General features: G+C 37.2%; 7 protein-coding genes. 3 read left to right on the top strand and 4 right to left on the bottom strand.

Annotated features, from left to right (window positions below; genetic code table 11):
- Window positions 1–286 precede the first annotated feature (286 nt).
- A complete protein-coding gene (locus tag DKM50_13795) occupies window positions 287–814 on the top strand; it encodes a cysteine hydrolase (GenBank protein PZM77214.1) in 528 nt (175 codons plus the stop codon).
- A 137-nt stretch (window positions 815–951) separates the two neighbouring features.
- On the opposite strand, the gene DKM50_13790 is transcribed toward DKM50_13795, so the two are convergent.
- The 3 genes from DKM50_13790 to DKM50_13780 form a co-directional block, all read right to left on the bottom strand.
- A complete protein-coding gene (locus DKM50_13790; protein ID PZM77213.1) occupies window positions 952–2,280 on the bottom strand; it encodes a hypothetical protein in 1,329 nt (442 codons plus the stop codon).
- A 311-nt stretch (window positions 2,281–2,591) separates the two neighbouring features.
- Window positions 2,592–3,095 carry a hypothetical protein gene (locus tag DKM50_13785; protein ID PZM77212.1) on the bottom strand — a complete coding sequence of 168 codons (504 nt, stop codon included), beginning with the start codon at window positions 3,093–3,095 and terminating at the stop codon, window positions 2,592–2,594.
- Window positions 3,091–4,575 (bottom strand): hypothetical protein, encoded by a 1,485-nt coding sequence (locus DKM50_13780; GenBank protein ID PZM77211.1) that lies wholly within the window; start codon window positions 4,573–4,575, stop codon window positions 3,091–3,093. The genes DKM50_13785 and DKM50_13780 overlap by 5 nt, the downstream gene beginning before the upstream one ends.
- A gap of 261 nt (window positions 4,576–4,836) precedes the next feature.
- Between DKM50_13780 and DKM50_13775 the strand changes: the two genes are divergently transcribed.
- On the top strand, window positions 4,837–5,592 hold the full coding sequence (locus DKM50_13775) for a hypothetical protein (protein ID PZM77210.1): 756 nt from the start codon (window positions 4,837–4,839) through the stop codon (window positions 5,590–5,592).
- Window positions 5,593–5,615: 23 nt separating this feature from the next.
- On the opposite strand, the gene DKM50_13770 is transcribed toward DKM50_13775, so the two are convergent.
- Window positions 5,616–7,490 (bottom strand): aldehyde ferredoxin oxidoreductase, encoded by a 1,875-nt coding sequence (locus DKM50_13770; protein PZM77209.1) that lies wholly within the window; start codon window positions 7,488–7,490, stop codon window positions 5,616–5,618.
- Window positions 7,491–7,820: 330 nt separating this feature from the next.
- On the opposite strand from DKM50_13770, the gene DKM50_13765 reads away from it, so the two are divergent.
- On the top strand, window positions 7,821–8,465 hold the full coding sequence (locus tag DKM50_13765) for a hypothetical protein (GenBank protein ID PZM77208.1): 645 nt from the start codon (window positions 7,821–7,823) through the stop codon (window positions 8,463–8,465).
- The last annotated feature ends 568 nt before the right edge of the window (window positions 8,466–9,033 follow it).

Below are 9,033 nucleotides of genomic sequence, written 5' to 3'. Positions count from 1 at the left end.
AATGGTTAATAAAAATCAAAAAAGAAAGGAGGTGGAAAGTCAGGTTTTGATTTGATTTACTATTGTCTCCTACGGTCAGGTTTTAATTTGATTTGACACGCCCCCGAAATTACAAACAGTAAAAATGTTTCTCCGAATTCGAGCTATCAAAAAATCATCACCTGTTACATAGAATATTGCCCATTTTCCAATTTATCAAAGAAGGATAAGATAACATTAAGCAGTTAAAATTGAAGGAATTGAATAAACACGTAAAGGTCAACGCATTGACTAAAGGAAAATAACAATGGACCTAAAGAAAAAAAATACGGCACTCTTAATCATAGATGTCCAAATAGGTCTCTTTCGCAAAAAGACTCCGATATATAGTGAACTGGAATTACTGAAAAACATCACGACCCTTATTACACGATCTCGAACTGCCAATATCCCTATAATCTTTGTTCAACATTCCAACAAATCCAGATTAATCGAAGATTCTGATGATTGGCAGATACATCCACAATTGGCATGTCAGTCATCTGATGTTTTCATTCGAAAACAGCATGGAAGCGCCTTCGAAGAAACCAGTCTCCAGAATGAATTAGATCAAAAACAAATATCAACGTTGGTAATCACCGGGATAGTAACCCATGGCTGTGTCCGAGCAACCTGTTACGATGCCATTAAATTAGGCTACGAAGTTGTTCTCGCTCAAGACGCTCACAGCGGTTTCAACCAAGATGATGGAGTATACATCGAAGAATGGAATGCAAAGTTCGCAGCAGAAAACATTGTATTAATGCCTACGGAAAGTATCTATAATTTGCTGTAAAGAATTTGACTGCATTCCAATAAACATAACTGGCAGTTTTTGATCTCATCAGTTCCCGGGGAGCGGATAGTCGTCGATTACGGGGATGATTATTCGCTGGAGCCTGGCATTGACGATGGTTTATGATGCATAGCTATTTAAACCTTGATTCCTACTGGCAACAATATAATGAAGGCTGTTCCCTTACCTGGTTCGCTGGTAAAAGTCAGTGACCCGCCATGTTTATTGACCACAATGGAGCGGGCAACGGACAGTCCCTGTCCTCTACCCTGACCTTCCTGTTTGGTCGTAAAAAACGGATCGAACACACGGTCATGGATATCCGCAGGAATTCCTATGCCTGTATCCTCAATCTCTATGCGGACCTTGTCGCCGTCAAACGAGGTTTTTACGCGGATCTTTCCCTTTTCTCCTTCTTCCTTTACGACTTCACGTATTGCATGTGTAGCGTTAATAATCAAATTTAGAAACGCCTGATTTAGATAACCGATATGACATGGCACCATCGGGAGCTCACCAAATATTGTTTCTATTTCTGCTATATTTCGATATTCGCTCTTTGTAACTGCCAGAGTAGCCAGTAATGCTTGATTCATATCTGCGGCAACCTTTACCTGATTGTCAGGCTGAGCAAAATCTTTCATAGCACTCACTATTGTAGAAATATTCGACATGCCGTCCGATACTTCCTTTATAGCTTCCGGGACGTTCTCCTGAAAATATTTCAGGTCATTCACTTTTTCGAACATGCGAATTTCCTCGGCGAGCTTTTCGTGTCCAGGAGTAGTAGCCAGAGTTTCTACCGCTTGACGATATTTGTCAATCAACAACTGCATACTTTTGAAAGATTCCCCAAGAAAGCTGACATTGTCACTTACATATTGGGCAGGGGTATTTATTTCATGAGCTATTCCTGCCGCCAGCCTTCCCACTGATTCAAGCTTTTGAGCCTGGCGTAATTCCAGTTCCATTTGCTCTCGGCGTTGCATCTCCAGTTTAAGGCTTATCGCTAATGCTTCCCGTTGGCTTAACGCATTTTGCAATTCTTCTGTTTTCCTCTCCAGTTGCTTATTCGTTTGACCTAAAAGGATATTTCGTTCTTTTACCTCTTCTTCGAGGGTAACTCTGGAAGAAATGTTCCGGCAAACTTCTACTCCCGCAATAACATTGCCTTTGTCGTCAAATAATGGGATACAAGCGTTCTCCCAATATGATGTATTCCCGTTGGTTTCGAAAGCAGTCCGGAGAACTACTTCTGCCTTACCAGTTTTCATAGCCCGCTGTACACCGCACCCTTCGCAGATTTTGTCTCTTTTTTCATAGACAGCATAACATTTTTCATCTATACGCCTGCCAAAAGTTTCCTGCATCACACGGTTCTGGTAAATAATATTAAAAGCATTGTCTTGAACAGTAATACCATCAGACAAACCATCAAGAATTTGCGTACTTGGTATTTCAACCATATTCCGGGCTCCTTTAAACTGTGTATATCCAAATCAAATCAGCACATGAACATTTGCTTATGGGTAAACCTGTTTAATCATCCTAATCTACTATCTACAATCATATCAAATTTATAGCAAATAGTATCGAGGATGAGGAGATACTGTTTGGGGCTGTCTAAAAAGTAAAAATTTAGGCAGCCTATTTTTTTATAAGCAAATATTTTTCAAATTGAAACAATTATTCCTAATAATATGAAGATAAATCTTGTTTATAGGTAAAGGTAAAAAAATCTATACCGGAATTAAATTATCACTATATACGGATAAGATTAATGAAGAAGTGTAAAGCTTCTGAGTGCATAATGTGCAGAACTTAAATGACCTTGCATTTCTCTATCAATACCAATGGAAGTCATTCCAGCTGCATTAATAGCTTGAATTCCTGACCAGGCATCCTCAAAACCAATGGTTTTATTATAATCGATACCAAGTCGAAGTGCAGCTTCTTGAAATTTATCCGGGGCAGGCTTACCCTTGAGTTTTTTGCCAAGGAAATAACTGTCCTTACCAATATCTCTTCCAGTAAGAATTGTATTTGGCTCAAAAAAATGTTTCAATCCGATTATATCCAAAACAATAGCAGCCTCTGTGTCAGACAATACTAAAGCCAATTTCATTCCAAGATTTGCTAGCCTTGTTAGTAATCCCTTTATATCTGGGAAGGGCGGTAATTTAATTTTACCCTCATTCAAAACCTGGAGAAAACACCGCTTCTTTTCATCCGATATTTTTTCGAGAATTATTTCGAAATATTTCACTCTTTGCGCCTCAATTGTCCTGAATTATGGTGTCTATTGCATTTACTGACAAATTGGGCAGATCGTCAAGAATAGTAATTAACCGGTCTAGTTTTTTTTGGTCAGATAATATATGTGCTTCAAGAATTGAATTCTTTATGATCTGAGAGATATTCATCTCCTTGATCTTGCTAAAATAATTATCACTCTGATCCAAATCTCCAAAGCTAAAAACAAAATCATCGCTATCAAAGCTAATATCAAACACTTCATCTGATGACGCATAGGCCATCTCCAACTCACCATCACTAGCTTGCTCTATCGCAACGAGCCTAGAATATAAGCATGCAAACAATACCACCCTGTCAACCGAGCCTTTGTCTTGTATCCCGTTAATCGCAATAGTAAAAGCGCTTCTGATTTTTTTATCAGTTACTATGTTTGATATCTCCTTAGCATATTCCTTAGAGAATAAAGGATCTACAGTTTGGCAATAATGAAGCAATCCAATAAGTTCACTTTTTTTATCATCCATCACAAACGAAGTTAAAGCATCATCCTTCATCGCCATAGTAAAACTTGTCATTAATTCTTTCAGGAAAGATATGTCGGTTACTAGCTGCGATACTGAATTATTGCGGAGGATGAAATCGTTAATAAATGCGCTTATTTCTAAAGAAATAGTGTTGCCTGCCGGAACAGGATTACCAGCAATAAATAAAGTATTTTCCTTAGCTTTACAAAATAGATCCGAAGGTTTAAACACACCAGAATTAATTAATCCGAGCGTTAATCGGGAAAGCTCTTTTACGTTTCTTGGACTCCTAATGAAGGTAAGTAACGTTGAATAACTTAATGGATATTTGATAATATCAATTTTTTCTTCTGCAATGATTGTGCTTAAAATCTTTTGATCGTTTTTATCGAGTTGGCCCCAAACCTTATCATTTTTAATAATGGACATATGTTCCTGAATTGTGGGTTTTTCCAGCAAATCAAAACTATCCGGACTGATCAGTTCTTTGATGAGGTAGTTTACTCTTTTTTCAAACTGCCCGGATAAAAAAATTTGCCCACTCAATTGAAAGTTATGCATATCATTTTTATTATATTTATGGAGCTCTCCCGTTAAATGATCCAGATTTTTATTTAATTCAAAAATTTGAGAAAACGTTATATATAAAGAACTCAGAAGATTGATCCGTTGACCAGCGATATCAGAAATATCTTTAAACGGTCTACTGTGATTAATTACATAGTTAAAGATCGGTTGATCTATTTTCAAACCGAATAGAACCTCTTTAATTTGCTGTAAAGACAGAAAATCATTCTCAGTAGAGAGGTGTTTCGTTAGCCAATCATGATTATCAAATTGTTCTGGAAAACCGGCAAGGATCTTATTAATAAATATTAACTTGTTTTCATAGTTCTGATCTTTATGTAACCTGCAAGAACGAATCTGTTCAAAGTCAATTGGTTTCACGAGGTCTTCGAATTTGATCGCTTTATTTAACATACTATAATCTTTTTCCTTTTTTATAAATTATTTACAGAAAAGTTTTTGACAAGGACACCCGTGTTTCTATCATTATTCCACAGAATCTTGATTACGAAACATTTAATTAATCTATTTGAGGACGATTAGTTTAGCTGATTTATATTATAATTACTAGATTCTTGGAAAATAATATGATTAACGCCCCCCTGTGTTTATAATCAAAGCAATTAATGTTACTATATAATAATAAAAATTCCCTGAATTGTTCAACCTGGATTTATGAGCAAAAACGATACTACAAAAATACTTGAGACAGATCTATTCAATCCCATCCATAACTACTTTAAAAAACTTGGTTACGAAGTACACGGCGAAGTTAAGAACTGCGACATCACTGCGACTAAAGGCGACGAGCTCATAATCATCGAGTTAAAACGCAACCTGAGTATTGAGTTACTAATCCAGGCTGCAAAACGCCAGCGCGTTACTGATTATGTCTATGTTGCTATCCCGAAACCTCGGCATAGCATCGTTTCACGCAAATGGAAAGACATCTGTTTTCTGGTAAGAAGACTTGAACTCGGCTTAATTACGGTTACCTTGAAAGATGATTTCGAAAGTGTCGAAGTAATAGTGAATCCTTGTCCGTTTGATAGAACAAAAAGTAATTTAAGAAACAAGAACAGACAAAAAAGTATTGCCCGGGAAATCGACGGACGCCATGGCAACTTCAATCTCGGTGGAAGCACAAGAATAAAAATAATGACCGCCTACAAAGAAAACACTATCCATATTGCCTGCTGCTTAAAAAATCTTGGACCGCTCTCCCCATCAAAGCTGCGGGAATTAGGCACCGGGAATAAAACCTTATCGATTTTAAGCAAAAACTTTTATGGATGGTTTGCAAAAGAATCCAAAGGAATCTACGGCCTAAGTGAAAAAGGCAACAAAATATTCGACGAATACGTGGACCTGATTGCCTACTACGAAAAAGTCATCAGTGCCCACAAACCTTCTCTGGACCAGCAGAAATAATAGTTTTCATTCTACCTATCTAATTAAAATTCTCGTAAAGATTCCTGTATGCCCTTATGCATTTCATACCAGAAACTGAGTCCGGCTTCTTTCTTGTCTCTCTTGAAAAAATCTATCCAATTCAGCAAATCAGTATCATTATTACCTTCGATTGTATGTTTCTTTTCTAGAAAAACCTTTACCAAATCAAGATTCCTCTCTGACTCCCAAAAAACAGAAGCATTTCTGCTGTTTATTCTACTGGCAGTTATTTTAACACTATCCAAGTATTTATCTTTTGCATCATATAAAGACCCTATTATTTCTGGTATCATTTCTTCAGCCCAGGCACGATGAAACCGGCACACCCCAAAATTGTCCATAACAAGTTCTCCAATGAATCGAGCAGCATTTTTCCTGCCCAGTTCTCTCGGTGAAACAAATTCCTGCCCATAGTGCATATAGTATTTACCCATCATAGGCATCGGCGATAGAACTCCAGGTGTCCAATACTGATTGGGAACCATCCACCCTTTACGTCCAAATGCAGTATATACAAAAGAATTAATAATATTGCTGCCCTTCTCGCGAGTCAAATTCTTAGCAAATTTGCGTGCTCCTTCAGACAGATTAACGATTCCCCTTTTTTCGATAATCGAATCCAAAAGGGCTACGCCAATGTCAGCGTTATGCAGGGAAGTAGCGACCACGTCAAAATTGTCGAGGGTAAACTCTGGGATACCTTTAATACCTAACTCCGCAGGCATTAAGTATCCTTTTACCAAACATTCCATAAGCCAGGACAACACTCCCCCGGCCGATATCGCATCAAAACCGTACATATCCGCGTGATGGTTCAACTTTTCAGCTGCCCTCTGATCAAAAATACCACATAGCGGACCCATCGTCTGATATGGTTCGTAATCCTTTTTGAATTCATTGTTCATTTTTTTACAGACTGCTACACACGGCTCGCCACAAGTCCGAAAATTCTTTGTTTTAATCGTTTCTTCATTAAACTGCTTCAGATAATGATTAAGAACCAACTTTTCATGAATGTCGACCCGTTGTTCTTCTGTCATATAGATGCTTTGGTAATTAAGCGAAAACATATTACCTTTAAGGGTCGTATAATTAACCCCAAATGTACCCCCGGTCTCAAACTTGGGATCAAAGCGGTATTTGGTTGTCGACTCCAAATCCTTAGCTACAAGCTTAGTCTTGTACTTGTCGACAAACCACTGATCTGCGACTTTGCGATCGATAAAATCATCGTCTATAAATGTACCGCCGTAAATAACCGCGACAATATTATGTTCCCGCAGCATTTTTGAGCCGAATCCTCCCCTTCCCGCCCAGGTATCAACATATGACAGCTTGCCGTTTTTAAGGGGAACAGAAGCTATCGCCCCCATATCAGTTGAATAAGCGGCAGGACCAACAGCCAGAATTCTAGGATCGGTCTCATATCGATCACCTAATAACTCCATGGTATGGTCCATCATCGAGTATATTCCCTGCCTGCCTTCACTCCACACTTTCTTCACATCAACCGGAAATAACTCTATTTGGATTTCTTCGCCGTGAACCCTGTTCAAATACAATATCGACGGCGTATTAGCTCTACCGACAATAGACATCATATTGATACCAAGATTGTCAAACACCAACCCGGCCCCTCCCATAGATGATACATAGAATCCACCCCAGCAGGGAGAAAATCCGTTAACAATCAAGCGATTTGAGCCTGGGAGTATAGAACCGGCCAACAATCCGACACCAATGTTCAAACTATTATATTTTCCTGCCAAAAACAAACCCAGGTCTACAGGTCCGAAAAACTTACCGACTTCAAAACGATCAACCCTATAAAAAACAGTTGAGACATCTATCAACAATACTTTTTGGTTGGATTTCATTAGGAATCCTTTCAAAATGACTTAATATTATTATAAAAATAAATAATCTACGAAATATATTATCCGTAATTATAACATAAGCACGGTTGTGTTACTCTTAATATGTTAGTTTTATCCAAGCTATCCTAATAACAAGATATTTCTTATGCATGGCAATTACGCGCACCATATTCCTGATGATTTAATCTGTCGTAAAATTTCCATTATGACTTGAAATAAACATATAATACAATAATGCAGAAAAAATACTGCGGATAAAATAATTTTTTTTGCAATATAAATATTTTCAACTCGATAGATTTATAAATCCAACAATAAAGTTAGCCTTCAATGAATAAAAAAATACTAAGCTGTCCAATAGTCAATTTCTCGAAACATCTTTACGACGTACATTTGATTATATCTCCAGAGTCGACTAATTTGTTTAGTTCTGATACAAAGAGATATTTCCAGGCAAATATTGCATTTATTGAAAGGAAATACTCAAACAACAATTGTGCCTTAGCGCGTGCTCAGATAGAAAATTATTATCATAATTTGGGTATATTTTTAAAAAAGGATGACAATATCTGTGAAATTCCTATCAATCCAGCAATAAGGAATAACCTACTGACTTTATTAAAAGCCAAAAAGCAGCTTCCTGAAAAATTTTGCTGCATGGATTTCGTAAATTTCTTATATGGGAAATATCGAGATCTTAACAAATTAAGCTTCTCAGATTGGAACATAGAATATTTAACTGATATAAATACTTTATTACCCGAGCAGGTATTTATGATAAGCAGGAGCGCTAACCCGGAATTATTTACACACTTCGCAGTATATTTAGGTCAGGGGAAGTACCTATCACAATTTAATAATTCCGGTCCGGTGCTGATAACAGATATAGATGCCTTCTTTTGGGCATATGATGGAGATTATCTATTCAGACTTACGGCAAAAGAGCAACCGGACAAGCAAGAATATCAATCTTGAAATTAATTTGACTTTATAGAACATTTCAATTATAACTAAAACATATTTAAAAATAGACTTGAAATAACCTTACGGGGAACAAGATGCAAATAGGAAAAAATAATCTTCTATTATCACAACTCAATAGCGCTACTGTCACAGTAGTCGTGGTGGTGAGCAGCATCTCCAGTTTTGCACCGTAGGGCTTAATACAAACCAAAACATTCAAGCCCCCGTCGGTGTAAAACTGACGGGGGCTTTTTTATTATATAAAAAAACGAGAGGATACTAAAATGCTAAACATAAAAACATATAATACACGAAACATAGTCCCTACCCTTGTTAATTTAGTGGTAGTGGTGGTGAACATCGCAAACAAGTATCCACCATAGGGGCAGAAGTCACAACTAGAATAAAAAAGCCCCGACCGGTGTAAAAAACTGATCGGGGCTTTTTCGTTGGTGTTCTTTGAACTACCTATCATTAAATAAGTGATGCGGTAATAGGTCAAGGACTTTTTTAAAAGTAGTTTTTTGAAAAATAAGCATAGCAAAGCCTATATCGTTAAAAATTAACGATTTTGAATATA

This window comes from Candidatus Margulisiibacteriota bacterium, assembly GCA_003242895.1.
Classification (GTDB): domain Bacteria; phylum Margulisbacteria; class Riflemargulisbacteria; order GWF2-39-127; family GWF2-39-127; genus GWF2-39-127.
Note: the sequence above shows the minus strand (reverse complement) of the source record. Positions and strands in the feature narration are given on the sequence as shown.